Origin of the sequence: Microbacterium sp. F51-2R, assembly GCF_052180235.1 — a bacterium.
Lineage (GTDB): Bacteria > Actinomycetota > Actinomycetes > Actinomycetales > Microbacteriaceae > Microbacterium.
Map to the genome: position 1 here is coordinate 2,972,021 of NZ_CP197470.1, position 26,999 is coordinate 2,999,019.

24 protein-coding genes are annotated in these 26,999 nt (G+C 66.8%); 11 read left to right on the plus strand and 13 right to left on the minus strand.

Going from position 1 to position 26,999, the window contains the following annotated elements; all coding sequences use genetic code 11:
- Nucleotides 1–52 precede the first annotated feature (52 nt).
- The gene (locus tag ACSBPH_RS13025) at nucleotides 53–979 is read right to left on the minus strand and encodes a nucleotidyltransferase family protein (RefSeq protein ID WP_442574748.1); all 927 of its coding nucleotides are present in this window, start codon (nucleotides 977–979) and stop codon (nucleotides 53–55) included.
- Between the two features lie 107 nt (nucleotides 980–1,086).
- On the opposite strand from ACSBPH_RS13025, the gene ACSBPH_RS13030 reads away from it, so the two are divergent.
- Nucleotides 1,087–1,665 (plus strand): VanZ family protein, encoded by a 579-nt coding sequence (locus tag ACSBPH_RS13030; RefSeq protein ID WP_442574749.1) that lies wholly within the window; start codon nucleotides 1,087–1,089, stop codon nucleotides 1,663–1,665.
- Here ACSBPH_RS13030 and ACSBPH_RS13035 read toward each other — a convergent pair.
- Nucleotides 1,662–2,969, minus strand: coding sequence for a UDP-glucose dehydrogenase family protein (locus ACSBPH_RS13035; protein ID WP_442574750.1), 1,308 nt, complete (start codon nucleotides 2,967–2,969; stop codon nucleotides 1,662–1,664). The genes ACSBPH_RS13030 and ACSBPH_RS13035 overlap by 4 nt on opposite strands.
- 139 nt (nucleotides 2,970–3,108) lie before the next feature.
- Between ACSBPH_RS13035 and ACSBPH_RS13040 the strand changes: the two genes are divergently transcribed.
- Nucleotides 3,109–3,582 carry a DUF4916 domain-containing protein gene (locus ACSBPH_RS13040; protein WP_442574751.1) on the plus strand — a complete coding sequence of 158 codons (474 nt, stop codon included), beginning with the start codon at nucleotides 3,109–3,111 and terminating at the stop codon, nucleotides 3,580–3,582.
- A 40-nt stretch (nucleotides 3,583–3,622) separates the two neighbouring features.
- Here ACSBPH_RS13040 and ACSBPH_RS13045 read toward each other — a convergent pair whose 3' ends face one another.
- The 3 genes from ACSBPH_RS13045 to ACSBPH_RS13055 are packed head-to-tail and all read right to left on the minus strand — an operon-like array spanning nucleotide 3,623 to nucleotide 6,936.
- Complete coding sequence (locus ACSBPH_RS13045) at nucleotides 3,623–4,603, minus strand: GDP-L-fucose synthase family protein (protein WP_442574752.1); 981 nt, start codon at nucleotides 4,601–4,603, stop codon at nucleotides 3,623–3,625.
- Nucleotides 4,600–5,634: a GDP-mannose 4,6-dehydratase gene (gmd, locus tag ACSBPH_RS13050; RefSeq protein ID WP_442574753.1), complete on the minus strand. Its 1,035-nt coding sequence runs from the start codon at nucleotides 5,632–5,634 to the stop codon at nucleotides 4,600–4,602. Before gmd ends, ACSBPH_RS13045 begins: the two co-directional genes overlap by 4 nt.
- A 24-nt stretch (nucleotides 5,635–5,658) precedes the next feature.
- The gene (locus ACSBPH_RS13055; protein ID WP_442574754.1) at nucleotides 5,659–6,936 is read right to left on the minus strand and encodes a glycosyltransferase; all 1,278 of its coding nucleotides are present in this window, start codon (nucleotides 6,934–6,936) and stop codon (nucleotides 5,659–5,661) included.
- A 55-nt stretch (nucleotides 6,937–6,991) separates the two neighbouring features.
- Here ACSBPH_RS13055 and ACSBPH_RS13060 point away from each other — a divergent pair, with 55 nt between their 5' ends.
- The 5 genes from ACSBPH_RS13060 to ACSBPH_RS13080 all read left to right on the plus strand — a co-directional run bounded on the left by ACSBPH_RS13060 (nucleotide 6,992) and on the right by ACSBPH_RS13080 (nucleotide 11,736).
- Nucleotides 6,992–7,561, plus strand: coding sequence for an acetyltransferase (locus ACSBPH_RS13060; RefSeq protein ID WP_442574755.1), 570 nt, complete (start codon nucleotides 6,992–6,994; stop codon nucleotides 7,559–7,561).
- Nucleotides 7,558–8,397 (plus strand): glycosyltransferase family 2 protein, encoded by an 840-nt coding sequence (locus ACSBPH_RS13065; protein ID WP_442574756.1) that lies wholly within the window; start codon nucleotides 7,558–7,560, stop codon nucleotides 8,395–8,397. Before ACSBPH_RS13060 ends, ACSBPH_RS13065 begins: the two co-directional genes overlap by 4 nt.
- 3 nt (nucleotides 8,398–8,400) lie before the next feature.
- Nucleotides 8,401–9,510, plus strand: coding sequence for a glycosyltransferase (locus tag ACSBPH_RS13070; protein ID WP_442574757.1), 1,110 nt, complete (start codon nucleotides 8,401–8,403; stop codon nucleotides 9,508–9,510).
- 13 nt (nucleotides 9,511–9,523) lie between these two features.
- Entirely contained in the window at nucleotides 9,524–10,600 is a 1,077-nt protein-coding gene (locus ACSBPH_RS13075; protein ID WP_442574758.1) for a glycosyltransferase family 4 protein, read from the plus strand.
- A 122-nt stretch (nucleotides 10,601–10,722) separates the two neighbouring features.
- A complete protein-coding gene (locus ACSBPH_RS13080) occupies nucleotides 10,723–11,736 on the plus strand; it encodes a glycosyltransferase family 4 protein (RefSeq protein WP_442574759.1) in 1,014 nt (337 codons plus the stop codon).
- A 71-nt stretch (nucleotides 11,737–11,807) separates the two neighbouring features.
- On the opposite strand, the gene ACSBPH_RS13085 is transcribed toward ACSBPH_RS13080, so the two are convergent.
- Nucleotides 11,808–12,974, minus strand: coding sequence for an acyltransferase family protein (locus tag ACSBPH_RS13085; protein ID WP_442574760.1), 1,167 nt, complete (start codon nucleotides 12,972–12,974; stop codon nucleotides 11,808–11,810).
- A gap of 100 nt (nucleotides 12,975–13,074) precedes the next feature.
- On the opposite strand from ACSBPH_RS13085, the gene ACSBPH_RS13090 reads away from it, so the two are divergent.
- Nucleotides 13,075–14,289 (plus strand): O-antigen ligase family protein, encoded by a 1,215-nt coding sequence (locus ACSBPH_RS13090; RefSeq protein ID WP_442574761.1) that lies wholly within the window; start codon nucleotides 13,075–13,077, stop codon nucleotides 14,287–14,289.
- On the opposite strand, the gene ACSBPH_RS13095 is transcribed toward ACSBPH_RS13090, so the two are convergent.
- From ACSBPH_RS13095 to ACSBPH_RS13110, 4 genes are read right to left on the minus strand one after another with little or no spacing between them, the layout of a single operon-like run.
- Entirely contained in the window at nucleotides 14,286–15,089 is an 804-nt protein-coding gene (locus ACSBPH_RS13095; protein ID WP_442574762.1) for a polysaccharide pyruvyl transferase family protein, read from the minus strand. The genes ACSBPH_RS13090 and ACSBPH_RS13095 overlap by 4 nt on opposite strands.
- Nucleotides 15,090–15,119: 30 nt before the next feature.
- On the minus strand, nucleotides 15,120–16,577 hold the full coding sequence (locus ACSBPH_RS13100; protein ID WP_442574763.1) for a lipopolysaccharide biosynthesis protein: 1,458 nt from the start codon (nucleotides 16,575–16,577) through the stop codon (nucleotides 15,120–15,122).
- Between the two features lie 26 nt (nucleotides 16,578–16,603).
- Entirely contained in the window at nucleotides 16,604–17,635 is a 1,032-nt protein-coding gene (locus ACSBPH_RS13105; RefSeq protein ID WP_442574764.1) for a glycosyltransferase, read from the minus strand.
- A 24-nt stretch (nucleotides 17,636–17,659) separates the two neighbouring features.
- The gene (locus ACSBPH_RS13110; RefSeq protein ID WP_442574765.1) at nucleotides 17,660–19,258 is read right to left on the minus strand and encodes a sugar transferase; all 1,599 of its coding nucleotides are present in this window, start codon (nucleotides 19,256–19,258) and stop codon (nucleotides 17,660–17,662) included.
- Between the two features lie 714 nt (nucleotides 19,259–19,972).
- Here ACSBPH_RS13110 and ACSBPH_RS13115 point away from each other — a divergent pair.
- Both ACSBPH_RS13115 and ACSBPH_RS13120 read left to right on the plus strand, forming a co-directional pair.
- A complete protein-coding gene (locus ACSBPH_RS13115) occupies nucleotides 19,973–20,902 on the plus strand; it encodes a hypothetical protein (RefSeq protein WP_442574766.1) in 930 nt (309 codons plus the stop codon).
- A gap of 119 nt (nucleotides 20,903–21,021) precedes the next feature.
- Nucleotides 21,022–22,551, plus strand: a complete 1,530-nt coding sequence (locus ACSBPH_RS13120; RefSeq protein WP_442574767.1) for an HNH endonuclease signature motif containing protein — start codon at nucleotides 21,022–21,024, stop codon at nucleotides 22,549–22,551.
- Nucleotides 22,552–22,761: 210 nt separating this feature from the next.
- Here the strand turns inward: ACSBPH_RS13120 and ACSBPH_RS13125 are convergent, their stop codons facing one another.
- The 3 genes from ACSBPH_RS13125 to ACSBPH_RS13135 all read right to left on the minus strand — a co-directional run bounded on the left by ACSBPH_RS13125 (nucleotide 22,762) and on the right by ACSBPH_RS13135 (nucleotide 26,070).
- The gene (locus ACSBPH_RS13125; RefSeq protein ID WP_442574768.1) at nucleotides 22,762–23,655 is read right to left on the minus strand and encodes a hypothetical protein; all 894 of its coding nucleotides are present in this window, start codon (nucleotides 23,653–23,655) and stop codon (nucleotides 22,762–22,764) included.
- Nucleotides 23,656–23,851: 196 nt separating this feature from the next.
- Entirely contained in the window at nucleotides 23,852–25,351 is a 1,500-nt protein-coding gene (locus ACSBPH_RS13130; protein WP_442574769.1) for a polysaccharide biosynthesis tyrosine autokinase, read from the minus strand.
- A 128-nt stretch (nucleotides 25,352–25,479) separates the two neighbouring features.
- The gene (locus ACSBPH_RS13135) at nucleotides 25,480–26,070 is read right to left on the minus strand and encodes an arsenate reductase/protein-tyrosine-phosphatase family protein (protein ID WP_442574770.1); all 591 of its coding nucleotides are present in this window, start codon (nucleotides 26,068–26,070) and stop codon (nucleotides 25,480–25,482) included.
- Between the two features lie 33 nt (nucleotides 26,071–26,103).
- On the opposite strand from ACSBPH_RS13135, the gene ACSBPH_RS13140 reads away from it, so the two are divergent.
- Nucleotides 26,104–26,991: a CPBP family intramembrane glutamic endopeptidase gene (locus ACSBPH_RS13140; RefSeq protein WP_442574771.1), complete on the plus strand. Its 888-nt coding sequence runs from the start codon at nucleotides 26,104–26,106 to the stop codon at nucleotides 26,989–26,991.
- The last annotated feature ends 8 nt before the right edge of the window (nucleotides 26,992–26,999 follow it).

Consider the following 26,999-nt stretch of genomic DNA (forward strand, 5'->3'; position numbering starts at 1 on the left):
CCTTCAACCTAGCAGGAGCCGTTTTCCCACCGCCAACTCCTCTGGCGAAGTTTTACCTCGGCGTAACCGACGGTCCGGCGCCTGGTGACCGCAGAGCGCGAATGCCGACGGGCAGTCCCCGGATGCCGCGCACGAGCCGCGCCGCCCTCGCCAGGACCACCGCCCCGACGCGGTCGGGGGTCTCGGGGCGCGCCGCGAGCATGTCGCTCCGCGTGGGCCACAGGGCGCGGAAGAGGATCCGTGGGCGCTCACGCCACGATGCCTCGCGCCACAGCAGCAGCCACGGGTACGCGCCCCGCGAGCTCGACGCCACGCGCGCTCGCCATTCCCGCAACTCAGGCGAGTCCTCCACCGCGATGTCGACCCCGAGATCGGTCAGCACATCGTGGAGCGGCCCGGCGCATCCCGTCGTTCGCGCGAGCTCGGCGAGCTCCACGCGTTCCGCGTCCGTCAGCGCGGCGCTGCGTGCCCGGTCGAGCTCGGCGCGATGGCGATCGTTCACCGCGCCGTCGCGCATCGCATGCAGAGCCATGACGGCGAGGCTCGAGACGCGGTCCGGCGTCGGTACCGGCACATGCGCGAACGGCTGCGCGTCGCGGCGTCTCCAGAGCTCCTCGAACACCGTCGAGGGCTGAGCGAGGAACCCGGGGTACCGGTGGTGCACGTCGATGTCGCACGGCCACCCGTCGTGCAGATACGTGACCGAGTGCGCTCCGCGCTGATTGATGCGGGGCACCGCGCGCTCCGTCCAGCCCGCCGCGGCGATCGCCGCGCAGTACCGCTCGAACGCCGCGGGCTCGACGAGCAGGTCGACATCGGCCGGCACGCGAGGGTCTCGCAGGCGGTGGCGGGCGAGCGTGTCGCCCTTGATGACGAGCAGACGGATGCCGAGTCGCTCGGCGAGTGCCGCGGCCCACGCTGCCGCGAGCTCCACCGCGTCGACGAGCGGCAGCCCGGGAACGGAGGAGGTGGACGGCACACGCCCAGTCAAGCCGATGATCGTGACCCGGGTGTCACGCAGAGGCGTCCGGTACACTCGGCCCACGATCGCGCGGCAGTGTCGCGGCGCCCGAGGTAGGAGGTGCCATGGAGACGCGACCGTTGGATGAGATCGACCGGGCGATGCTCGATCTCGGCATCCCGCCGAAGCCACCGCTGCCTCCCGACGCGCCGGCGACCAAACACCAAGCCGTGCCCGGCATCCCGCCGAAACCCCCGCTCCCAGGTACCGCCGAGCCGTCACCGCGCACCACGGAGACGTCCGCACCCAGCCGCGTGCCGCACATTCTCCTCGCCGCATATGTCGTCGCGCTGACGCTCATCGCGATCTGGCCGGTGCCGGTCGATCGCGGCGCGGGCCCCGCGATCGGCGTCATCACGCGGATCTTCCCGATCCTCACCTACGCGCGCATCGAGTTCGGCGCGAACATCCTGCTGTTCGTGCCGCTCGGAGTGCTGCTCGCGCTGATCCTGCACCAGCGCTTCCTCGTCGTGCCGATCGCCGTCGTCACGACGGTCGCGATCGAGTCGGTGCAGGGCATCGCGCTCTCGCTGCGCACGCCGAGCGTCATGGACATCGTTGCCAACGTCACCGGCGCATGCATCGGGCTGCTGCTCGTCACCGCCGTCGAGTGGTGGCAGCGACGAGCAACGACCTCGGGCTAGGGCCGGCCCATCCCGTAGTACGTCCACCCCGCGGCCCGCCACGCAGGAGCGTCGAGGCAGTTGCGCCCGTCCACGATGATGCGGCCCTCTGCGAGCGACGCGGCGTGCTCGGGGTCGAGCTGGCGGCGGTACTCGTCCCACTCCGTCACGACGATCACCGCGTCGGCACCACGCAGCGCCTCGTCGCGGTCGGCGACGTAGTTGAGCTGCGGGTGCAGACGCTCGGCGTTCTCGAGCGCCTCAGGGTCGGTCACGGTCACCCAGGCGCCGAGACCGCGGAGCTTGATCGCCACGTCGAGCGCGGGCGAGTCGCGGATGTCGTCGCTGTGGGGCTTGAAGGCCGCGCCGAGCACCGTGATGTTCTTCTTGAACACCGAGCCGCCGAACGCGTCGACCACGAGCTGCGCGGCACGGTCGCGGCGCCGCAGGTTGATGGCGTCGACCTCCCGCAAGAAGTTGACCGACTCACCGCGCCCGAGTTCTTCGGCCCGGGCCGAGAAGGCGCGGATGTCTTTCGGCAGGCAGCCGCCGCCGAACCCGATGCCCGCGCCGAGGAAGCGGCGGCCGATGCGCGCGTCGTGGCCGATCGCGTCGGCCAGCTGCGTCACGTCGGCACCGGTGACCTCGGCGATCTCGGCCATCGCGTTGATGAACGAGATCTTGGTCGCGAGGAACGCGTTCGCCGCGACCTTCACGAGCTCGGCCGTGGCGTAGTCGGTCACGATGAAGGGCGTGCCCTTCGCGATCGCCGGGTGGTAGACGTCTTTCACCACCTGCACGAGCTGCTCGTCATCCGCATCCGGGATGCCGATCACCAGGCGGTCGGGATCGACGGTGTCTTGTACCGCCCACCCCTCGCGGAGGAACTCGGGGTTCCAGATGAGGGTCGCGCCCGTCTCCGAGACGCGAGGCGCGAGACCGGCCGCCGTACCGACCGGCACGGTCGACTTGCCCGCGACGATGTCGCCCTCGCTGAGATAGGGCAGCAGGCCGTCGATCGCGGCGTTGACGTAGGTGAGGTCGGCCGCGTACCCGTCCTTCTGCTGTGGGGTGCCGACGCCGACGAAGTGCACCTTCGCGCCCTTCGCCTCAGCGAGATCGGTCGTGAACCGCAGCCGCCCCGAGGCGATCCCCTCGGTGAGGATCTCCTGCAGTCCGGGTTCGAAGAAGGGGGCCTTGCCCTGTGAAAGACTGTCGATCTTGCGCTGGTCGACGTCGATGCCGACGACCTCATGCCCGATCGACGCCATGGCGGCGGCGTGGACCGCGCCCAGATAACCGCATCCGATGACGGAAAGACGCACGGAACTCCTCGTGTGGTGCAGGGGATGGATGCCGGCGGCGTCGGCGGCGGGGAACACTCCGGAAAAGACGGACATCTCTCTCTAGCAGATCCATGTTTCGCGTGCGCGACGCTCCGACTCGGACCGAGAGAATACTGAGATGACACTTCTCCCCGCCGACCTGTACGCCACCATCGAAGGCTCGATGCCGATCGCGTGCGTCGATTTCGTGCCGGTGGATGCGCGCACCGGACGGGTGGGTCTCATCCTGCGCGAGTCGCCGTTCGGACGCGTCTGGTGCCACCTCGGCGGTCGCATTCTGCGTGGCGAGACGGTGGCGGGAGCGCTCCGCCGACATGCCGACGACACTCTCGGAGTCGGACTCGTGTTGGGGCCCGACCCCCAGCCGTCGTACGTGTACCAGTGGTTTCCGCCCGAGATCTCGCCTGAGCCAGGGCACGGCATCGACCCGCGCAAGCACGCCATCGGCCTGTCGTTCCTCGTCGCGATCGACGGCGAACCTGCACCGCGCAACGAGGCCCTCGACTTCGCGTGGTACTCGCTCACGTCGCTCCCTGAGCCGATCTGGCCGGGCAGTGACACGCTGCTCCAGCGCCTCCACGCCACCTCGTAGTCGTACGCGCGGAACAGCACGATGTGCCGATAAGTCACCGCTACTGCCGCAGCGCGCCGACGTGGTCGCGATACCAGGCCACGGTGCGCTCGAGACCCTCTTCCAGCCCGATCTTCGCCGCCCAGCCCGCCTCGGCGAGCTTCGAGACGTCGAGGAGCTTCTGAGGCGTGCCGTCGGGCTTCGACGTGTCCCATGCCGTCTCGCCCTCGAAGCCCACGACGCCGGCGATCGTCTCCGCGATCTCGCGGATCGTCACGTCCGACCCCGTGCCCACGTTGACCTGCTCGGGGCCGTCGTAGTGCTCGAGCAGGTGCAGCACGGCATCAGCCATGTCGTCCGCGTGCAAGAACTCGCGGCGCGGCGACCCGGTGCCCCAGTTCGTCACCGACTCGGCGCCCGAGGCGGCGGCCTCGTCGTAGCGCCGGATCAGCGCGGGCAGCACGTGCGACCCCTTCGGCGAGAAGTTGTCGTTCGGGCCGTACAGGTTCGTCGGCATCGCCGAGATCCACGGCAGCCCGTACTGGCGGCGCACCGCCTGCGTCTGCAGGATGCCGGCGATCTTGGCGATCGCATACGCGTCGTTCGTCGGCTCGAGGTGTCCCGTGAGCAGCGAATCCTCGCGGATCGGCTGCTCGGCGAACTTGGGATAGATGCACGACGAGCCGAGAAAGGCGACGCGCTCGACGTCGTTCGCGAGCGCCGCATCCAGCACGTTCACCTGGATGCGCATGTTATCGCTCAAGAAGTCGACCGGATACGTGCTGTTCGCCAGGATCCCGCCGACCTTCGCGGCGGCCAGCACGACGTACTTCGGCTTGATCTCGGCCATGTAGGCGAAGACCGCGTCGCGATCCTTCAGATCCAGCTCTGCCGAGGGTCTGCCGACGATGTTCTCGAATCCGGATGCCTCGAGCTTGCGCACGATCGCCGAGCCGACGAGTCCGCGGTGCCCCGCCACGTAGAACGTGGCGTCACGGTCAAGCTCGCCCGGTGTGTAGTCGACTCCGTCCGATGCCGTCACGCGGCGATCTTCCACGAGTCCAGCGACACCTGGTCGATCCACGGACGTCCCTCGTGCTCGAGGGCCTTCACGTCTGCGTCGACCATGATCTTCGCGAGCGCGGCGCCGTCGATCGTCGGCACCCAGCCGAGCTCCTGCTGAGCCTTCGTCGAGTCGCCAATCAGCGCGTCGACCTCGGTCGGGCGCAGGTAGCGCTCGTCGAACTTGACGTACTTCTGCCATTCCAGGCCGACGTGACCGAACGATGCCTCGAGGAAGTCCTTGATCGTGTAGCCGATTCCGGTCGCCAGCACGTAGTCGTCGGGCGTGTCGACCTGCAGCATGCGCCACATGCCCTCGACGTACTCCGCCGCGTAGCCCCAGTCGCGGATCGACTCGAGGTTGCCGAGGTAGAGATCCTTCTGCACGCCTGCCTGGATGCGGGCTACAGCGCGCGTGATCTTGCGGGTCACGAACGTCTCGCCGCGACGAGGCGACTCGTGGTTGAAGAGGATGCCGTTCACGGCGAACAGGTCGTACGCCTCGCGGTAGTTCTTCGTGATCCAGTAGCTGTACAGCTTCGCGGCGGCATAGGGCGACCGCGGGTAGAACGGCGTGTTCTCGTTCTGCGGTGGGGGAGTGGCTCCGTACAGCTCCGACGACGACGCCTGGTAGAACCGCGTGTTGATGCCCGAGAGCCGTACGGCCTCGAGCAGGCGGATCGACCCGGTGCCCGTCGTGTCGGCGGTGTGCTCGGGCTCGTCGAACGAGACGCGAACGTGCGACTGCGCCGCGAGGTTGTAGACCTCATCAGGGTTGATCTCGGCCATCAGCGTGACGAGGCGGGCCCCGTCGCTGAGGTCGCCGTAGTGCAGGAACAGCTTCGCCGACGGGTCGTGCGGGTCGACGTAGAGGTGGTCGATGCGGGACGTGTTGAAGGTCGATGCGCGGCGGATGAGGCCGTGCACCTCGTAGCCCTTCGCGAGCAGCAGCTCCGCGAGGTACGAGCCGTCCTGTCCGGTGATTCCAGTGATGAGTGCGCGCTTGGCCAAGGCCGTGCTCCGTTTCTTTCGTGCTCAGGTGGTCAGCGTGTCCGGCACGCTGACTGCGACGCGGTCGTCCGTGGGGATGAGCCGCCTCAACATCTCGGTGAATTGGTCGATTGCCGACTCTTCATCGAGCACGGTGGAACGGTAATGACGGCCGTTGGCGCCCAGGCGCCGCGAGCCTTCGGGGTCGGCCGCGAGCGCGCTCACAGCCTCGAGCAGAGCCGCGGGGTCGCCGGCGGGCACGACCACCCCGGCATCGGCGTTGCGGATCTCCTCGGCCGTGATGCCCGTGACGTCGGTGGCGGCGATGACGGGACGACCGGCAGAGAAGTACGAGGTGAGCTTGCTCGGCACGGCCATCTCAGACACGCCCGGCAGCTCGTTGACGAGCAGGCAGTCGGCGCTCCCGAGAGCGGCGGCGAAGTCGGCATCGTTGAGCGGCGACAAGAACTGCAGGGTCGGGATGCCGCTGCCCGCCTCCTTGAGGCGCTGCAGCTCTGAGCCCGCACCGAGGAGCACGAACCGTACGCGCTCGCCGCGCTCGGCGGCCAGGCGCGCCGCGTCGACGACGTTGCCGAGCCCCTGCTTCACGCCCATGTTGCCGGCGTGCAGCACCACTTCCTCGTCGTCGGCCCAGCCGAACTGCGCCCTCGTGGCGACGACGTCGACCGTCTTGGCGGGGGGCAGGTGCGTCCAGTTGCGCACGACCTCGATGCGGTCGCGGGGCACGCCGAAGTCTTCCGACACGCGCGTGGCGAAGCGGTCGTGGATCACGACGACGCGGTCAGCGCTCCGAAGCAGCCACCCCTCGACCATCGACATGAGCTTCACGACGGTGCCGCCGGCCTGCCCGGTCTCCGAGAGGCCGAGCGTGTAGAGGTCTTGCACCCACACCACGAACGGAACGTTTCGGTGTGTGACGCGAGCCCGCACGGCGGCGAGGGCCGACGAGACGAGCGCGGGCGAGACCGCGACGATGGCGTCGACGTCCTTCCAGCGATGCCCGCCCAGCCGCGCCCCGAAGCTGATCTCCGACGCGAGTCGCCGCAGGCCCTTGGGCACCGCGGGAATGTAGTGCCTGAGGCGCGTGATGGCCACCCCATCCAGGTGTTCGCTGCGCGACCACTGCCCGTAACCTGGCTTTACTTTCCAGTCGGGATAATGAGGGTGCGCCGTCAAGACGCGGGTGATGAAGCCTCGGCGAGCTAGGCCCCGAGCCATCGATCCGGTATACGGCGAGATGCCAGTCGGCTCAGGGGGGTAGTTCAATCCGAGTGCCAGCACGATTGGCGACGGATGCGACATGGTTTGAGGCTAGCGGTTATGCCGTTTCGGTCTGGTTACGGGAAAGGGAAGCGTTATGACACACGTTCCGGTCATAGACCTTTCGAAGGCCCCGGGAGAGCACGCGGCGTGGGATCGGCCCAAATGGACCATCTATTTGTGGGCGATCTGCGAATTACTGTTTGTGACGAATGCGTGGCAGATCAGCTCTGGTCTGCGAATCCAAGTACTACGGGTTTTCGGCGCGGAGATCGGCCAAGGTGTGGTATTTCGCCCTCGCACGCGTGTGAAATTTCCTTGGAAGCTGCACATCGGCGATCGGTCGTGGATCGGCGAAGGCGTGTGGTTTCATAACCAAGACCACATTCATATCGCCAACGACGTCGTCATCTCACAGGAGACCTTCTTGACGACGGGTTCGCACGCACACCGCCGCGACATGGCGCTCATCACCCGCCCGATCCACATCGAGGCCGGCGCCTGGATCACGTCTCGCTGCGTCGTGCTCGGAGGCACCCGCGTGGGCCGCTCGGCGCTGGTTCGCCCTCTGACGCTCCTTGACGGCCGACTGATCCCCGCCGGCGAGGTTTGGGGTGGCAACCCGGCCGCCTATGTGGCTGACCGATTCGCAGGAGCAGCAGCGTGACACTCATCTCGAAGATCTCCGTCATCGTCCTGACCAAGAACGAAGAGGCTGGGCTCGGCAATACCCTCGACAAGCTCCGCGACTTCGACGACGTGATCGTGGTCGACTCGCTGAGTGAGGACCGCACGGTCGAGATCGCCGAAGCTCACGGCGCCCGCGTCGTGGAGTTCGCCTGGAACGGCGAGTACCCGAAGAAGAAGCAGTGGGCACTCGAGAATGCGGGGGTCGCGAACAAGTGGGTCCTCCTCCTCGACGCCGATGAGTTCCCTTCCGTGTCGCTTGTGAAGGAGCTCGCAGGGCTGCAGGCCTTGCTCGACAGCACCGAGAACGGGGCGTACGACATCAACCTGCTCTACCGCTTCGCGGGCAAGTACCTGCGTTACGGCCACGTCGTGACTAAGCGCTCGCTGGTCCACGTCGAGCGTGCGAGCTTCCCGGTGATCGACGATCTCAACGCCCCCGGCATCCGCGAGGTCGAGGGGCACTACCAGCCCGAAGCGATTGCACCGATCGGCAAGCTCAAGAACCGCATCGTGCACGACGACCGCGACCCCGTATCGAGCTGGTTCGCGCGGCACAACCGCTACTCCGATTGGGAGGCGCATCTGCGAATGAACGACGAGCTGCGCAAAGACATCGCGAGCAAGCGCACCCTCAAGGGCAAGATCTTCGACCAGGTGCCGTTCAAGCCGGCGCTCTTCTTCGGCTACGCGTACCTGGCGCGGGCGGGCTTCCTCGATGGACGCGCAGGCTTCGACTACGCGACGGCGCTCGCGACCTACTACTGGCAGATCGGGGTCAAATACCGCGAACTCCAGTCCGCCGGGAAGGCCTGACGCGTGAAGGTCCTCCACGTCACACCTTCGTTCGCTCGACGCGACGGCGGCCCCTCCGAAACCTTGCGCGGGTTGGTGCCTGAGCTGGAGAAGTTGGGCGTCGAGGTTCACACACTAACCACCGACAAAGGTATCGACGCGTCTGACCAAGACTTCACGACGAGCGGACGAGTAACGGTAGTTCGGGCCCGCAAGCCTCGTTCGTGGAATTACGCACCCGGCATGATCCGCCCGCTCTGGAGACTGGCGCGTGACTATCAGGTGCTCCATATCCACAGCGTCAACAGCTTCACCACTACGATCGCCATGATCATCGCACGGCTACGACATGTGCCCTATGTCCTCGAGCCTCACGGCGCCTTCGACGCCTACCACATGAGCGAGGGGCGCACGAAGAAGCGCTTTTACAACACTGTCGTCGACCGGTTCGGTTTCGCGGGACTGGCAGGGGTGCTTACAAGCAGCCCGCGTGAGCGGGTCGACGCCCGAAAGGTGGTGAGCGCGCCAAGCTTCGAGCTGCCGTTAGGCGTCGATGAGGGACTTTTCGAACTCGATCGCCCACCCAGTGGCGCGATGAGCGCACTCTTCCTCGGGCGCATTGCAAAGAAGAAGCGCCTCGACCTCGTGCTGCGCGCGCTTGCCACGATCGACCCCGCGAGGCGACCCCGACTTGTGGTTGCGGGACCAATCGGGGACGACATCGACTATGACCCGGTGCGTCTGGCCGAGAGCTTGGGCGTCGCGGATAGCGTTGACTTCATCGGCCCTGTTGACGCGAGACGACGGGCCGAGCTGCTGTCTGCCGCTGACATATTCGTCTTGCCTAGTGAGGACGAGAGCTTCGGCGTAGCGGTAGCCGAAGCCATGGCTGCCGGGTGCTGCGTAGTCGCGTCGGAGGAAGTCGGCATCGCTCCCGAGGCGGCTCAGCATGGCGCGTTAATTCTGACCCGACTTGATTCGCGGCAGCTTGGAGAAGTGCTCACGGGCCTCGTTCGAGAGCCGAGTCGGGCCAGATCGGTGGCCGAGCGCGGACGCGCCTATGCGCGTGAGCGTTTCCTCTGGTCAACTTCGGCTAGCCATGTCATGGATGCCTACCGCTTGGTACGGCGATAGGGGACCGATCATCATGTATCAGCAGGTGGCGTTCACTCAGCCCTACGTCCCGACGTATCGAGTGCCCCTCTTCGACGAACTCGCGAAGCGGCTCAAGGAGCAGAACCGCGAGCTAACCGTGTACTCCGGTCAGCCGGAAGGTGAGCAAGCTACGCGGCGCGACTCTGCTTCGGGCGCCTGGCATCGACCGCTGGATGTGAAAGCTATTCGCGTTGCCCGCTGGTCTGTCGAATCGCGAAACGCGCCAGCGGAGCTCCGCGCCGCGGATCTGCTCGTGTCAGAGCTCTCCGCGCTCAACGGCATTGCATGGAGGCAGTCCTTCACCTCCCAGCCCCTTGTGCTCTGGGGCCACGGCAAGTCCTATGTCAACGACTCGAGTTGGCTCGGCGATCGCATTGAATGGACGCTCGCCCGTCGGGCGGACCACATCATGACTTATGCCAATGGCGGCCGTGAATTCCTGCTCACGGAGGGGAAGCTGCCGGCCGACAAGGTCACGGCTATCGGGAACAGCACGGATACCGCTGAGCTTCGGTCCGCATACAACGCTGCGGTCGACTCCGGAGATGCCACCGCACACGGCAATCGTCGCCAGGTCCTGTTCGTCGGTGCGCTCGACTCGACGAAGCGTCTGGACTTCGTGTTGGAGGCCTTCGATCACGCCGTACAGCTCGATCCAGAAATGAGCCTCGTCGTCGCAGGTGAGGGAGCGATGGCCGATCAAGTGGACGCCCTGGCTCAGAGGGATCCGCGGGTGCAACGGGTGGGGGATGTGAGGGGCTCTGATCTTGCGCGAATCGGCGCCGCGAGCAGCGCTGTGTGGATGCCGGGGCGAGTCGGGCTCGTCGCCGTCGATGCGCTCGCACTCGGGCTGCCGATTCACACAACGCCCTACCGGTATCACGCGCCTGAAGTCGAGTTCCTAATGCCTGGTGAGATCGAGTACCTCGCCGACGACCCGAAGGGTTTCGCGGTGGAGTCGATCAGCGCGATGGATCGAGGACGACCCGCGCTTCGGAACGACATTCCAAGCATTCAGTCCGTCGCCAGCAATATGGCCGAGGTCATTGACAGGCAGTTGCGCAAGTGACGGCCCCACTGCGAGTCTGCATCGTTGCGGATGGAGATCCCTCCAGTCCGCGGACGAACTCGGGTGTCGCGCGAGGGCTCCTCGATGCACTCACGCAACGTCCCGACATCGAGGTCGTCGGATTGATCGACAGCAGTCCGACGAAGGCGGAGTCCTACGCGCTATCGATACTCAGCTGGCGTCCGCAAAAGGCGGCATGGCGAAATCAGAAGCGCAAAGGGCGCCTGGCGACGTGGGCGCGCTCGCGGAAGCGCGATCGCGCATTGGCGCGCCAGATCGAACGACCCGATGTAGTCATTCACGTCCGTAACACATACCTGCCAGCGAACACGCCGTACGTAGTGTTCATCGATGGCACAGCCTCTCTGAGTCAGCGGTTCTGGCCCGACTGGCGGATGTCTGAGCGTGCCTACGAGACCCGGGTGGCTCAGGAGCGCCGGTATTTCTCTCAGGCCCTGCTAGTCGCGACCGCCGGACAACACGCTGCTCGCGAGGTCATCGACTTCTACGGGCAGGCGCCAGATCGCGTGGTCGCTGTCGGAGGGGGCACAAACATCACCGCTCCCGAGCGTGCGCCCGTGCGGGTGTCCGGCACCGCGGATGGCACACGATTCCTCTTCATCGGCAAGGACTTCGATCGCAAGGGCGGACCAGAGCTTCTCCAGGCCTTCTCACGCCTTCGAGGATCTCGCGATGACGTGACTCTCGAGATCATCGGCCCGGAAGCGACGACGACGCCCCTTCCGACGGGCGTCGCCTGGCGCGGGTTCATTACGGATCGCGATCTTATCGGGGCGGCCTACCGAGAAGCCGACGTCTTCTGTCTCCCGTCGCGCTACGAGCCATATGGGCTAGTGATACAGGAGGCGCTTGCATATGGGCTTCCCTGCTTGGTCAGCGATCGTGGTGCGCTTGCTGAAATCGCGGGGGATGCCGGTCTGATTGTGGAGGCGGAGTCGGTGGACTCGATTCACGATGGCCTACTTGCACTCGCTGGGGACGGAGAGCTGCGTCGAAGGCTCGGGGCGGCTGCCATCACCCGACTCGATGGAATGAGTTGGGAAGCGGTCGCCGATCGAATGCTCTCCCGATTGCTACCCGCGCTCTGGCCGCAAGACCGACATCCGCAACCATAGGGTGAACGGGACGTCGGCCAAGAGCTTTCTCGATGGCTGGACGCCTTGTGTCTGTCGTTTGCGAGCTCGAATCAGCTCGGATCCGGAATCGGGCGACCCTCCGCGGGCGGGCGAGTGGACTCCGGCCAATGAGCTGGATCAACAACAGGCCTGCCTCCTGTCGGTTCTGCAGGGATCGAGCGCTCTGGGCGGCTGCTACCGGTGAGTCGCCGTCCGACGCGAATGAGCGGCTGCTCGTACACCCGGTAGAGGATCTCTGCGACTAGGTAGGTGAGCGTGCACGCAACGCCAAGCCTGAGCGCACCCATGAGCGGATTGGACTCGCCGTCCGGCCACACGCGATTGACCACATCGATGCAGAAAACATGGAAAAGATAGATGCCGTACGTACGAGTGCCTACGAATGCGAGAGGCTTCCAGGCGAGGCTCGATCGGAGCCGGCCCGACCCGATAACGATAAAAGGGAACGCGAGCGCGACTGCGTATGCGAAGGGTACGTGGGCGTTGCCCGAAATCGAGTTCCACGGCAGATAAACGTCGATCAAGAACATCGCGACCGCTAACAGCGTGAACGCGATGCCCGGGATAGTCCCGGCCATTCGACGAATCGCGGGGTAGGTGCGCGGATCATGCATCAGAATCGCCAACACGCACCCCGCTAAGATGCCCGTGTACGACCCGAAGTAGCTGAGGCCTGGGGTGAACGCCAGCACTGAACACACAAGCAGCAGCGCGCCCGCGATCCAGAGGCGACGCCGTGCAAGCGGCAAAATCGCGAACCCGACGAGCGGCCACACGATGTAGTACTTCTCCTCTACCCCGATCGACCAGCTGTGAACGAACGTGCCGACAACAGTCAGATCACCGTTGAAAGTCGCGAGGTACGGCAACCTGCGCAAGTAGGAGGAGGCGGGCTCGCCGAACCCGAACTGGAGCACCAGTATCGACGCGACGGCTAGCGCAAGTGCGTACATCGGAACGATGCGAAAGAATCTGCGGATATAGAAGCCTGTGAGAGATATAGATCCCCTTCGAGCTTCCTCTCGGATCAGCAGGGACGTGATGAGGAATCCGCTAATCACGAAGAAGACGACGACGCCGAGCGCGCCGTGGAAGCGTGGAACCCAGGTGTCGCCCATGTGAGCCACCAGCACAAGTGCGATGCTGACCACCCGGAGCCCGTCTAGCTGTGGCCAATAGCGAGTAGCCGCGAACTCTTCGTATCGGTCAGGAGACATAGTCGAAACCCTACCGACACGACGTTACGTTAGAGTTTCGCGGGTGCGGCCATACGTAACTGAAGCTAGACGTGCCCACTCGGCTGCCAGCGGCCGCCGAGTGGGTCCGACCGCAATCGCGCTCGCACTCGCAGCGGTTTCGTCATCCTGGACCGGCGCGAACTTCGGCACCCTCAACGTCACGGACGTCTTCCTAGCCATCGCCGCAGTGTTCTCGATGCTGGGCTGGCTGTCTGGGCGCCGCACGATGATGGTCCAGTCCTGGATGCTTGCACCTCTGCTGGGTGTTGTCATCATCACAGCCGTTGATGTCATCGTTCGCTCTGAGCCTGTATCCGGCGGCGCGACGATGTTGCCGCGACTCTTGTTCAGCACGACGCTCCTCGCGATTTTGATCTGGTCAGAGTCGAACCGGCTACAGGGACACGTTTGGTACGCCTTGCGATGGTGGGCTGCTGGGGTTGCAATTAATGCTTCAGCGGCGGCGCTCATAGACGGAGGCTTCCTGGTCGTGGATGGATGGATCGATCAGCCGGCTGGCGACTGGAGAGCGTCGGGCCTCGCGTTCCATCCGAACTCGCTGGCGCTAGCGCTGACAATAGCGCTCCCCATAATGGTGATGCTCTTAACGCGTTCAGCGACCTGGGCCGGCCGCGTTGGTTGGATCGCCGCCATTGCGGTGACTGTCAACGCGCTATTCCTCGCAGATTCTCGAGCGGGTTTGATCGTAGCCTTTCCAGGGCTAGCGCTATCTATCCTCATCGCTCTTCGACGAGGACGCGCCCGCGTCTTCGTTGCGCCTTTCGTGATTGTTGCCGGTGTGCTTGCGTATCTCTACGTGCTCCCCGCTCTCGCCGGAACCCGCTTGACTGCCGAGAGCGGGGCTCTGAGCGACGTAGGTCGAGTCCAATACAACGCGACGGCTCTCCAGATATTTGCGGAGCAGCCTCTCGTCGGTGGGGGATTCGATGCCGAGATTGGCGTCGCGGTTCCGTTGCAGGTTCTGACGATTGGGGGGATCGTTTTCGCCTTGTGCTACTACACATTCCTCCTGGTGCCGGGAGTGGCGATCTGGCGCAACAGGCGCGACTCAGCGGCGCCGTATGGCATCGTGTATATTCTTGCGTTGCTCGGCTTCGGGCTACTCAACCCCGGACTCGCCGAACGTGTGAGCTTCTGGCCGCTCCTCGTTCTTGCAGGCGGTTTTGGAGCGCGGCGCGTTGCGGCGAGTCTCCCGGCCGCAGTAGGTGAGCTGGCGGAAGCGCCGGGCGAATCGCCTCGACTTGCCAGTCGGCGCCGGCGTACGGCCTTCTAGGATCTGTCGACGCCTGTCTGCTTCCATAGATCGGCCGGGAATGCGGAAATGAGCTCCTCGGCATCGAATTGGGGTGCGTTTTCGCCGCCCATTTCGATGGCCTCGTCGACGCTGGCAGCTGTCTGAAACTCCGGCCGCCCCGTTCCCGCATAGTGATCTCGATACTTGAACTCCGCTTCGTGCGCAGATCTGATCAAGCGCGCTGGGACCCCGAGCGAGTCCGCCAGGATGATGGCATGTAGCGATGACCCGCACACCAATCGACTGCGCGCGATTTGCTCGATGACTGCATGCGGATCAGCCAATGGATTCACCAGATTGTGAGACGTTTTCGTTCCTTCAAAGTCGTGAAAATTCGGGATGACGGTGACGTCGTTGAACTGCTCCTCTGGCATGCCCGCCGTGTAGGACGATCGCGGCCAGAATCGGCTCCATAACAAGGCGGGATCGCCGAAGACGCTCGGTGCAGGTATTCCCTTTGATGTGAGCGCTTCCTGCGTCAGCGGACCGCGAACGGATCGGACATCCAGTTGAGACACGCGTAGAGGATCGTTGACCTTGCCGTTTACACCACTTCCCCAGACCGTGTCGCCTGGTTCGGCCAAGTGCAGAATTGATCCAACCGTCAGAAGCCGGCGATGGGCAGACGGCTCAGATAGTGCTCGCTCATCTCTAATGCGCGCGACGAGCAGCGGTCCGATCATGTCGCCGAAGTTCGACAAGCTGACCCGTGGGAGTACCCGGCCGAGGAGCCCGGGCCTGCGGCGACGGGGATTGTAATGAATGACCTGCACTGGCACGAAGTCTCCGTTCTAGAACGTCAGGTTCTGCTATCGACGAATGCGACGCAGCACGTCGCCGATGGATCGCGCGTCGCGCCTGACAGGAGGGAGAAGAAACAGGGCTGCCCCGTAGAGCGCGATGAATGCGAACAGTAGGGCGAGCTGCACCCATTGGTTTTGGCCGCGGAGGACAGTCCAAGATGCGACCAGTGCCGTCAACGTCATGGGTAAGAGGAGTACGACGGGCCGACATGCGATGAGCACAAGTGAGCGCCTGCTGACTCTGCTCCGCGCCATTGGAAAGACGGTCAGCAAAGCCCAGTTCACGGCCAACCCGATCGTCCCACCGATAGCAACCCCGATTGCTCCCCAGGCCACGCCTATCGCCATGGCCGCGACCATGAATGAGCGGCCAATGATGGTCCATTTGAGCTGGATGCCCGTCAGCGCTCGAGAGAGGAAGACCCAGTAGTAGACGTATCCAATGCCCTGGAAGATGCCGCCGATGGCGAGGATCACAAATATCGGCTTAGCGCCGTCCCACCCCGGTCCGAGAAGAATGTCAATGAGCGGACTCGCTACGGCCGCTAGGACGAAGAAGAGGCCGGCGAATGTGTATGAGAGGACGAGTTGTGCTCGGAGTACGTATGCCTCGTAGCGGGGGTCGTTCTGCAGACGCGAAAGAATCGGCACAGCGACCCGAGTGAGAGGTGCCCCGATCTGCTGGAGTGGGAGGCGGAACAGCTGATATGCGCGGTCGTAGAGACCCAGAGCGTCTGGGCCCCAAACGCGGCCGATAAGCACGCTGTCCGCATTTGCGCTCAGGTAGTTGAATAACTGAACGCCGAGCGTGTTGGCCCCGAACTGGTAGAGTGCACGCATTCCGCTCTTGCGACGTGGCAGTCCGGGCAGCCAGCGCGCTCCGATGATGAGAATCAGGAGTGTTGTCGCGGCCGCAGCTACCTGTTGACCGACCAGGGCCCAGTAGCCACCGCCGAGTGCGGCAATAGCAATGCCCGTAGCCACGCCGAGCGTCGCGCTTAGGACGTCCGATGCGGCGAGCCACCCAAACCGGAGCTTCCGTGAGACTTCGGCGCGGAACTGCGCTGTCAAGGAGTAGAACAAGAAGGTGACAGCGACTACGTGCGTCACAGGTACGAGCTCTGGGCGGTCGTAGAATGCAGCGATCAACGGGGCTGAGAAATACACCACGAGCATGAGTGCGATTCCCAGAAGCGCGCTTGTCCAGAACAAGTTCGTTCGCTGGCGAGGTGTGATCTCCTCTGCCTGAATCGCCGCCATGGAGAGGCCGAAGTCGCCCACCACCATCGCAACCCCGACGATCGACACCACCATCGCGTATATGCCGAAGTCGCTGGGGTCCAGGAGTCGTGCGAGCACCGCTGTCGAAACGATCTGCAACGCAAACCGGGTGATCTGCCCCCCGAACGTGATCAACCCGCCGCGAGCAGCTGCGCCCGACAGGCCACGGGCGGGGGGTGCCACCGGCGCCTCCTGCTCTCGTGACGCTGTCACATCGCCCCCGTGGGGGACGGGGACTCGGCGACGGCGCGCGAGCCGCCCGTTGCGCGCGCCACGGCGATTGCAACTTCGTACGCGCCCAAGGTCTCTTTCGCGATGGAGGCCCACTCCCGGCGCGACATATCAACATGATCGTCCCGGACGGTCTCACGCACGCGAGCCAGCTGGTCCCCGAGAATTGTGCTCGTCAGGTTGCCTTCATATGTGTGCACCCAGGCGTGCCCGAACTCTTGCCGCAACTCCTCGGTAGTTGGTGTAGACGGAACTATGACGGGCCGATTCATCGACAAAGCAAGGAGGGCAGAGCCCGAGTTGTGCAGGTTGTTGTACGGCAGGACAACAACTTCGCTTGTCGCTATCGCTGTGGCCAACTCTGCATCGCTGAGAAAGCGGAGATCCGGTTGAATCCGCGGGTCGGACGCTGCCAGCGATTCGATTTCCGACTGGATCCGCGGCTGGCTCACCTTGCCAGCGATGGCGAGAGCGAAGTCGCCGCGCATTCCTGTAAAAGCTTTGATCAGCTGATCGACGCCTTTGTAGTCCCGGATGCCGCCGAAGTAGAGGATACGACCAACCTCGGGCACCACGTCGATCGACGGATACCAGTCTCGATAGTGCCCGTGGAGAATTCGGACCGTTCGGCTTTGATCTGGCGTGGGCGTCGCCGAATTCATCGCAATCCAGACCGTCGTCGAATCCTCGAGCTTCTGCATCAGCCGCCGCTCCCGCGAGGAGCCCTGCTCGTGCGGGGTCAGATTGTGCACGGTGCGGACCACGGCGATCTTCCTGCGGCGTGTGCGAGCCAAGAGTGACCGAAACAGAAACGGCTTGGCGTAACCCTTGGCTCCGGCCCCACGTATGAGGTGTTCGGGCCAATGGATGTGAAAGACATCGAACTCTCCGCGCAACGCCGTGCCCCACGAGAACGGAAGCACGACCACGTGCTCGGCGATGGCGTCTGTGAAGAGCTTGGTATACGGATTCAGCACTGGTTGCCCCGACTGGACGCCGAGGCTTTGCATTACACGAAGTGGTCTGGAGCTCATTTAGTGCGCCGTCTCTCCGGGAACGAGAGCCGCTTTCGCGGTCTTCGCCAGAATTCCGAGGTCGCCGATCAGCGACCAGTTCTCGACATACGACAGGTCGAGTCGCACGCTGTCCTCCCATGAAAGCGTCGAGCGGCCGCTCACCTGCCAGAGGCCCGTGATGCCGGGCTTCACGAGAAAGCGCCGGTGCACGTGGTCGGCATACTGCGCGACCTCGTGGGGGAGCGGCGGGCGGGGGCCCACGAGCGACATCGAGCCGCCGATCACGTTGAACAGCTGGGGCAACTCATCGAGGCTGAACTTGCGCATCACTCGGCCCACGGGGGTGACCCGAGGATCGTTCTTCATCTTGAAGAGCACCTCGTTGCCGGCATCCCTCTTCTCGCGCGCGAGCTGCTCGAGCAGGTCTTCGGCGTTCACGACCATCGAGCGGAACTTGAGCATCGTGAACTCGGTGCCGCCCAGGCCGATGCGGGTCTGGCGGAAGAACACCGGCCCCTGGCTCGTGAGCCGCACGCTCATCGCGAGGAAGAGCAGCACCGGGCTGATCAGGATGACGCCGATGATCGAGGCGACGAGGTCGGTCGTGCGCTTCGCGATGCGCTGACCGCGACTGAACCGCGGTGTCTCGACGTGAATGAGCGGCAGCCCCGACACCGGACGCATGTGGATGCGGGGGCCCGCGACATCCGTGATACTCGGCGCGAGCACCAGGTGCTGCTTGCCCGCCTCGAGGCCCCACGAGATCTGCTTGACCTTGTCGGACGGCAGCTCGTCGGTGCTCGTCACGGCCACCGTGTCGGCGCCGGTCGCGAGCATGGCGCGCTCGACGTTGTCGACATTGCCCATGATCGGAATGTCGGTGCCCTCGATCGTGTCGGCGATGCGGCCCGTCGGCACGCAGGCTCCCACGACGCGATAGCCCGCATGCGGTGCGCGGCGCAGTTCGCGCGCGACTTGGGCGACGGATGCCTCTGACCCCACGAGCAGCACGCGCGCACAGTATTGGCCGAGCTGGCGCTTGGAGATGAGCCACTGCCGCCACAGCCAGCGCTCGATGAGGAGCACGGCGATGCCGGCGGGGAGGCTCACGAGGAGGAAGCCGCGGGCGACGTCGACACGGGTGAGGAACGCGATGATCGCGACGGCGCCGAACAGGCGCAGGCTCACGTCGACGACGCGGATGTACTCCGTCGGGCCGGTGCCGATCACACGCTCGTTGCGCGAATCGATGAGGCTGAGCGACCACATCCACGCCGCGATGAGCAGCGCGGAGAACATCCAATAAGAGAGGTCGTTGAGACGGTGGTCTTCGCGCATCGTGACCTGAGCGTTGCCGAGCCCGAACCACAGGATCTGCGTGCCGTAGACGACCCAGATCAGTGCGAGGAGGTCTGTGATCCAGATTCCGCGCGCGAGACGTCGACGCCACGGGTCACGTGCGGCGGGCAGAGCGATCGGACTTGTGCCCGTCGCAGTGCTCAGCGCCGAGGCATCCGGAACTGATGACCTCGTGTGCTCGTGTGCGTTGTTCTCGTGTGTTTCAGATTCGCTTTGCGACTCCGTCGTCGCGCCGACCTGTTGCAGGTTCGACGTCACCGACCACCCTTTCGCCCCCTCGGAACTCCCCCAATCAGGAAACTATCAGCCGATTATGTCGAGCGTGTGAATGAGGCGACTCTCTTCGTATCCGGCACATGACAGTCCAGTAGTCGGCCCGAGTGCACGGGTGCCGCAGTGTAAAATGACCCCGCCCTGCCGATGATCGGAGAAGGGTGCATGGCGTCGAAACCCGAAGAGCAGCCAGCGAACGACGAGCAGCAGCGCGTCGATCCGCGGCGTGCGCGCGGGGCGGGCGCGGGGCCAGGTGCCGCTGCCGGTGCTTCGGATCTGGCGCAGCTGTTCGGGGCTGGGTCGGGCGGTGTAGCGCGGGCTGGTTCGGGTGCTGTCGGGCCGGGCGGGCGTGAGCGGGGCGCGGAGGCCACGGACGATAGCGCGTTGGCCGCGCTGTTCGCGCGTCGGCCCGAGCCGGTGCCGACTCGTCCTGTCGCGGAGGGCGCCTGGTGGGAGGTGGCTACGGCGAAGCCGGTTCAGGATGCCGCGGCTGGCCGGGAAGCGCATGTTGCGGCGGCGGGGGCTGGCGTGGCTGCGGGGGTCGGCGTTGCCGCGGGTTCTGGCGTTGTGGCGGCGCGGGCGTCGGATGATGCGGCCCGGCGGTCGGACGGTGCGGCCCGACCCGTCAAGGAGTTGGCCGCGGCGGATGCGGAGCGGCCGGGCGAGTCGTCGGTCTCCGTGGAGTCGGCGCCGATTCCGGTGGCATCGTCGCGCCGCGCGAGGGTGGGCGCGCGCCTCTTCGGCTCGCGGGCCCGCGCTGTCGTGTCGGCGTCGGTCGCCGTGCTCGTGATCGCGCTCGTCGCGGGCGGGGCCTATCTCGGAGTGCGTGCCTACGCCGACCAGCGGGAGCTCGCGCAGGCGCAGTCGCAGCTCGCGACCGCGCAGGCCGACGCGGCCAGCGCCGACGAGCTCGCGGCCGACGCGCAGGCGAAGCTCGCGGCATCCGTCGACTCCGCGACCAAGACCGCCGAAGAGGTGAGCCCCGCGCTCGATGCGGTGGAGGGGGCGGCGCCCGCCGATCAGCTCGCCGCCGCGCGCGCGGCCCTCGCGGATCTGCGGGTGGCCCTCGCGCCCACGCTCGGTGAGCCGCCCGAGGCGTACAAGGCGGTCGCGGTTCCGCGCGACATCGCCGAGGCGCGACGGGCGGCGCAGACCGCACGCGAGCACGCGTCGGCGGTCTCGCTCGCAGCCACCGATGTCACCTCTGCCGACGCGAAGATCGAGGGCGCGCGCACGACGCTTCTCGCGGCCCTCATCACGCTCGGCGCTGCGCTGCCTGCGGCCGCTGACGGGCTGTTGAGTGAGAATCCGCTGGCTGAGAAGGAGATTCAGGATGCCGTGCCCGCCGCCGCGGGGCAGGTCGCCGACGCTCAGAACAGCGGGGGAACGGGCGCGGCGGAGCTCATCGCGTATGCGCGGGCCGTCGCGGCGCTGCGGGAGAGCCAGGCGACGCAGGCGGAGGAGCGGGCTCGCTCGTCGCGGCGGTCGTCGGGGGGTTCGGGTGGGTCGGGTGGGTCTCCGTCGCCCTCGCCGACGCCGACGCCGACTTCTCCGGCGCCGGCGCCGGCGCCTGAGCCGACTGTGCCGGCGCCCCAGCCGTCGCCGACCGATCCGGTGGTGGTGCCGTAGGTGGCTTCGGATGGGGTGACGTGCGGCGGGCGCTTCTCCCCGGCATCCGTTCGTTCGAAGTTCTCCACAGATGAGGGGAACATAGATTCGAATGTCAGCGGTCTATGCCATGATGAAGCATGGCATTCATGTCCGACCTTAGAGACGGGATCGACGCGTTCCTCGCGCGCTTCCCGGCTGATCTCGAGGCCGACGACCTGGTGCGCGCCCTGCGCCTGTGCGGCGACGATGACCTCGTCGCATCGGTCGCCGAGGGTGCGCGGGTGATGCACGGCGTCGAGCGCATCGTCGCTGCCGCCGCGGGTGTTGTGTCCGAACGGTCGGCGCGCGAGCACGGGCATGCGGGGCTCGCCGCCGAGCGGGGGCATCGCAATGCCGTCGACCTCGTGCAGAGCATCGGCGGCACGACTCGTGCCGAGGCCGCGCGGGCAGTGCGGGTGGGGCAGTCGCTCATCTATGCCACGCTTGGGCCGCAGCGCGACAGCGCGGGGGAGCGTGATGCGGGTGCGCCGGCTGCCGAGCCGTGGCACGCGCAGCTGCGTGGCGCTCTGCTGCGCGGTTCGCTCAATGCCGCGCAGCACGATGCGATTCGCAGAGGGCTCGGAGAGCCGCCGGCGCCGCCGTCGACGGCGGACGAGAGCGAGGCGGCGGAGCACATCGCGGCAGGGGCAGAAGTGTGGCGGCGCGCGGGCGAAGAGCTCGCGCGCCTCGCGGCCGAGCTGACGGTCGACGACCTTCTGCGGCGCGCTCGCCAGATGCGCGAGACGCTCGATCCGGCCGGTGCTGAGGAGCGGTTCGCGCGGCGGTTCGAGGGGCGGTCGTTCCGGAGGTGGCGCGACTCCGAGGGAGTGCGGCACGCGCACATCACCTATGAAGACGAGATGGATGCCTGGACCGACGCCGCCCTCTATGCAGCGCTGCGTCCGAGGCGTGGGGGACCGCGGTTCGTCGATTCCGAGGCTGCGGCGGCGGCGAGCGAACTCGAGCAGGATCCCCGCACGCTCGAGCAGCTGACCTACGACCTCGTGATGGACCTCTTACGCGCGGGCGCGGTCGCTACAGCCGACGACGTCTTCGGGGCACGCCAGCCCGGCGTTCGCGTGGTGGTCATCAAGGGCGAGGGCGCGGTCGGTCCGCGTGATCCGTGGGGCCGGCTGCTCGTGACCGGTCATCTCGAAGACGGCGGCGACGCCATCGCCGGATCGCTGCTCGAGAAGACCCTCTGCGAGAACGGCTACCGCGAGGTCACGGTCGACGACTGCGGCAATCCGCTCGACGTCGGGCGGGAGCAGCGGCTCTTCACGACCCGGCAGAAGCTTGCACTGGCAGTTCGCGACGGCGGATGTGTATGGCCCGGATGCCGCGTCCCCGCCTCCTACTGCGAAGCACACCACTGCGACCACTGGTGGGAGCACAAGGGCCGCACCGACACCGGTCGGGGCGTGCTGCTGTGCCGCTTCCATCACCTGCTGCTGCACAACAATCATTGGCGGATCACCCGCGACGGTGATGCATGCTTCGTGCTTCATCCGCCGCCCGGGAGTGGTGGGCCGGTCGTGCTCGCGACGAAGGCCCCGTGGTCGTGGGCATGGGACCCGCCGCCTCTGCCCGAGATTCCCGGCTGGCGTATCGGGCCGCGCGCGGCCTGATGCCGGGCGGGCCCGGGCGGGCCCGGGCGGGGCCGGGTGGGGCCGGGTGCGGTGGCGCGGTGGGTATGGGTGGTCGGAGGTGCCGGGGTGGGTGCGGCGGCCCGGGGTGGGTGCGGGGGTGCCGGGGAGTGCCGCGGTGGGTGCGGGGTGGCCGGGGCAGGTCGGGCGGCGCCGGGGTGGGTGCGGACGTGTAGGTGCGGGGCGGACGGATCAGCGAGCGGGGAACAGACGATCGCCCGACCACACGACGACCCCGGAGGGGGTGGCGGCGACGGCGGCGGGGGCCGAGGCATCCGTCACCGCGGCGCAACCGAGGAAGGTGACGACATCCGGAGAGGAGACGTTGACACGAGACACCGCGAGCCCGCGGCACGTCGAGCCCGAAGTCGACCCCGAAGTCGAGCCCGACGAGGCGCTCGAGCCGGCGGTGGAGGAGGCATCCGGAGCATGAGCGATCACGACATCCGAACCGTGGATCGCGACAGCCGAGACCGAGTCGATGGGGAGAGGAGACCACGCATTACCGGTCCGGACGAATGCCCGGCCGTCGCACACGAGAGCGACGACCTGACGCGCGGCGTGAAGACCGCGGGCCGTCGAACAGGGAGCGTCGACCGTGCCCGAGGGCAGCACGACGGACCGCGGGTCGGCGAGATCGACGAAGCGCGACCGCGCGAGCAGGTCGGGATACGACTCCCAGAACTCGCCCTCGGTGAAAGTCCGCAGATACTGCGCGGCGCACGACGGACCGACCGCGGCGACGACACCGGACTGACCGTCGGACAGCGCATCGAGGCCGGCCACCTGGCCGATGCCCCGATAGAGAGGAGTGACATCCGACCAGGAGGCCCCGGCATTCGTCGACCGCTCGATGACAGGCGCGACGGACGCACCCGCGCCCGCACCCGCGCGCGAAGACCCGCCGGTGGGCGCGCACGCGCCCGCGGTCGCCCGCCACCACGCGCCCCCGCCGACCGCGAGGAACCGCTGGGTGGAGAGATCGACCGACGCGGCGGACGACGAACCCGACGCCGTCGGCGACGGGGTCGCCCCGGCCGCCGGAGTCGCGCCCGGCGCGGGGGTCGCACCGGGAGCCGAATCCACCCCCGATCCTGCGGTCGACTCAGACGCCTCCGGGCGAAGACTGAAGGTCGGAATGGGCGCTGCCGCACCCACGGTTGCGTCCGGCCTCGCGTGCTGTATCGCCGCCAGCGCGAGGGCGCCGACGACAGCCGCGATCAGGACGACCGCTGAGATTCCGACCCACGACGCTGCACTTCTGCCGCCTCGCACGGGGCCCCTATCCGACGGAGGTGGAATCTATCTTCGGACGCTGCGACACCTCGCTGCCGGCGAGCGGCGCAGGCGGCGGCACGGAGCCCTTGCGACCACCCCGGCGGTCTCGACGCGACCCCGCCCCGGAGGCCGGACCCGAGCTGTGGCCGTAGCCGTACCCGTAGCCATAGCCGTATCCGTAGACGTAGGCATCCGGACCCCGCGTCGGCACCATCGTGAGCACGACACCGGCGACCTTCGCGTCGACCGTCTGCAGAGCATCGATCGCGCCGGCCAGCTGCGGACGGCTCGTGCGGCCCGCCGAGACGATGACGATGGCGCCGCTCGTCGCCTTCGCGAGGATCGCGCCGTCGGTGACGGGGAGGAGCGGGGGAGCGTCGCAGAGCACGACGTCGAAGTCGCGCTCGAGCGACTCGAGGAGCGCGTGCATCTGCGCCGAGCCGAGCAGCTCGCTCGGGTTCGGCGGGATCTTGCCGGCGGGGAGCACGTACAGGCTTCGGCCACCCCACGGCAGCATGACGTCTTCGACGTGGGTACGGCCGATGAGCACATCGGTCAGGCCCGCGCCGCCCTCGATGCCGAGGTACTCGGCGACCTTGGGCTTGCGCAGATCGGTGTCGATGAGCGCGACGCGCTTGCCTGCGTCGGCGAGGGCGATCGCGAGGTTGATCGTCGAGGTCGACTTGCCCTCGCTCGGCAGCGCCGACGTGATGACGAAGCTCGCGCGCCCGCCCATGTCGAGGAATTGGAGGTTGGTGCGAAGCGCGCGGAACGACTCGGCGCGGGGGCTGCGGGGGTCATCCTGCAGGATGAGCGGCCGCTCCTTGGCGCGCGGGTCGAAGGCGATCGCGCCGATGAGCGGGCGGTCGGTGACGAGCTCGACGTCGCGCGGGTTGCGGATGCGCGTGTCGAGCACGGAGCGGAGCACCGCTGCGCCGATGCCGATCGCGAGGCCGATGAGGCCGCCGAGGATGAGGTTCAGCGTCACGTTCGGGCTCGACGGCGTGAGCGCCGGCTGGGCGTCTTTCACCCGCGTGAGGCGCACGGGGCTCGTGTCGGAGCCGTTGGGCGTCTCGATCGACTCGACCGCCGTCGTCAGGCTCGCCGCGAGGGCGTTGGCGATGTCGGCCGCGAGCACGGGATCGGCGTTCTCGACCGTGATCGTGATGAGCGTCGTATTGAGGGGCGTCGACGACGTGACCGAGCCCGACAGCTGCGACACGGTCGTGTCGAGGTTGAGCTTCGCGATCACGGGGTTCATGACGATCGGCGTCGCCACGAGGTTCGCGTACGTCGTCACACGGGACTGCGAGAAGTTCGAGCCCTGCTGCAGCTCGGCGATAGAGGTGCCCGCCTGCGTCGAGACGAAGACCGTGCTGCTCGCCTCGTACATGGGCGTGCGGGTCAGGGAGTATCCCGCCGCCGCGCCGACTCCGAGGAGCGTCGCGATGACGATGAGAATCCAGTTCTTGCGAAGTATTCGGATGTAGTCGGTGAGCTCCATGACGCCTTTCCCTCAGAGGCCGGGATCGAGGTGCGCAGATCCCGGTTGGGGACCCCGAGGTGACTTCGATCGTGCCACAGGACCGTTTCCAGAGTCCCGCTCGAACGTGTCCAGCGTGTTAACCAGTGTCACTGGGCTGCGACCCGCAGAACCCGTACCACGGCGTCGATCGCCGGTACGAGCTGGGCCGCGGAGCGCTCATACGTCTCCCACGAGCGGCCGTACGGGTCGACGACGTCGTCGTCGTCAGGGTTGGTCGGAGGCATCCCCATGCCACGGCGGGAAGCCACCACGAGAGTCGCGGCGCGCACGCGGGCAGAGGCATCCGGAGCATTCTCGGTCGCCGCGCGGATCTCGTCGTCCGACACGTCCGCGGCGAGCCGGGCGAACTCGCGCGCGGTGAACGTCCACCGCAGCCGCGAGGGCGCGAGCTCGGCCACGTGGCGGCGATGATCGCGCGTCATCGTGAGGATGAGATCGGGCGACGACAGGTGCCGCTCCAGCAGGTACCGGGAGCGATGGGATGCCGCGGCATCCGCCGTCACGCCGTACTGCACCGCGATCAGCTGAGCCTCCGACGTCATCGGCGCCTCGGACAGCCCGCGCGTGCCGGCGCTGTTGACGGCGACCTCGAGCGGCGCGAGACGTGCGCGCAGGAGCTCGGCGGCCAGGGGCGATCTGCAGATGTTGCCCGTGCAGACCGTCAGAACCTCGAACACGGCGTATCCCTTCGGAACGGTAGCGTGGGGCGCGTGCCGGACAACTCTACCGACGCCGTGACGACCCCGCCGACCGCCGATCCCGAGGTGCCCGCGGGCGCGGAGGGCGCGACGAGCGGCGCCGACACGGGCGAGATCGGCACGGATGCGACCGACACCCGCGACGAATCGGGAACGGATGCCGCGGCCTCCGGCGCTCGCCGCCGCAAGGGTCGCCGCGACTGGCGTCTGGGCGGACGCACCGTCGCCAAGTGGCGCGAGCGCACCCTAGGTGTCGCGATCGTCTCGCTCGGCGCGGCGATCCTCATCGGCACAGCGATCACGGTGTTCGTCCCCGCCGCCTGGGCGGGACTGGCCGCGACCATCGTGCTGTGGGCGGGATTCCTCGCCGGCATCGTGTGGGCGTTCAGCCGGTCGCGACCCATCGGCCTCCTCAGGCTCGCGCCGGCCGACGTCATCTTCGGGCTGGCTCTCGGCATCCTGCTCCGCTTCGTCCAGGGCTGGCTCGAGATCGGCGCCGGCGGCTCGGGGGCACTGCCCTCGTACCCGACGATCGGCGGACAGCTCGGCACCGAATTCCTCTTCACCGAGGTCGTGAGCCCCGTCGTCATCGCGCCGGTGCTCGAGGAGCTGTTCTTCCGCGCCGTGATCCTCGTGTGCCTGTACACGCTGCTGCGCCGCCCGTTCGGCAAGCTCACCGCGGGCATCGCCGCCGCCATCGGCAGCTCGGCGCTGTTCGTCCTCGTGCACGCGCTCACCGCGAGCCTCACGATCGACGAGCTCATCTCGCTGGGCCTCCTCGGGCTCGTGTGCTCGGTGCTCGTGCTGCTGACCGGCCGCGTCTGGGGAGCCGTGCTGACCCACGTCGTCTACAACGGCACCTTCGTGCTGCTCGCGCTGGCCGGCACCGTCTGGGGCTGAGGCGCCCG

Bases quoted from the DNA above. Each gene is read 5' to 3' on its own strand.
- ACSBPH_RS13060 (WP_442574755.1), top strand. From the start codon at position 6,992: ATGACACACGTTCCGGTCATAGACCTTTCGAAGGCCCCGGGAGAGCAC.
- ACSBPH_RS13130 (WP_442574769.1), bottom strand. From the start codon at position 25,351: ATGGAGCTCACCGACTACATCCGAATACTTCGCAAGAACTGGATTCTC.
- ACSBPH_RS13055 (WP_442574754.1), bottom strand. From the start codon at position 6,936: ATGTCGCATCCGTCGCCAATCGTGCTGGCACTCGGATTGAACTACCCC.
- ACSBPH_RS13030 (WP_442574749.1), top strand. From the start codon at position 1,087: ATGGAGACGCGACCGTTGGATGAGATCGACCGGGCGATGCTCGATCTC.
- ACSBPH_RS13120 (WP_442574767.1), top strand. From the start codon at position 21,022: ATGGCATTCATGTCCGACCTTAGAGACGGGATCGACGCGTTCCTCGCG.
- ACSBPH_RS13105 (WP_442574764.1), bottom strand. From the start codon at position 17,635: ATGCAAAGCCTCGGCGTCCAGTCGGGGCAACCAGTGCTGAATCCGTAT.
- ACSBPH_RS13085 (WP_442574760.1), bottom strand. From the start codon at position 12,974: ATGTCTCCTGACCGATACGAAGAGTTCGCGGCTACTCGCTATTGGCCA.
- ACSBPH_RS13040 (WP_442574751.1), top strand. From the start codon at position 3,109: ATGACACTTCTCCCCGCCGACCTGTACGCCACCATCGAAGGCTCGATG.
- ACSBPH_RS13075 (WP_442574758.1), top strand. From the start codon at position 9,524: ATGTATCAGCAGGTGGCGTTCACTCAGCCCTACGTCCCGACGTATCGA.